This window comes from Neisseria sp. P0021.S007 (assembly GCF_051956855.1).
Map to the genome: position 1 here is coordinate 1 of NZ_JBQCXA010001755.1, position 438 is coordinate 438.

Here is a 438-nt window from a genome sequence, read left to right on the forward strand (position 1 = left end):
GCTTATTAGTGGCGGAAATGACGGATGCCGGTGACGACCATGGCGATGCCGTGTTCGTCCGCTGCGTCAAAGACTTCTTGGTCGCGCATGGAGCCTGCTGGATGGATGATGGCTTTGATGCCCTGCTCGGCAATGACATCTACGCCGTCACGGAATGGGAAGAAGGCATCGGAAGCGGCACATGCGCCGTTGAGGTCGAGATTGGCATCTTGCGCTTTGCGGGCGGCGATGCGGGTGCTGTCCACGCGGCTCATTTGGCCTGCGCCGATGCCGTAGGTTTGACCGCCTTTGCCGAAGACGATGGCGTTGGATTTGACGTATTTTGCGACGTTCCATACAAACATCAGGTCGTTCCATTCTTGCTCGGTCGGTTGGCGTTTGGAGACGACTTTCAAATCGGCGCGGCTGAGGCGGTGGATGTCGGGGGTTTGTACCAAC

The 438-nt window shown here is 58.0% G+C and carries 1 pseudogene; it reads right to left on the bottom strand.

From position 1 onward, the window contains the following. Positions 1-5: 5 nt before the first annotated feature. Positions 6-438: pseudogene (purH, locus tag ACTHUR_RS21285) on the bottom strand (bifunctional phosphoribosylaminoimidazolecarboxamide formyltransferase/IMP cyclohydrolase); the annotation flags it as partial.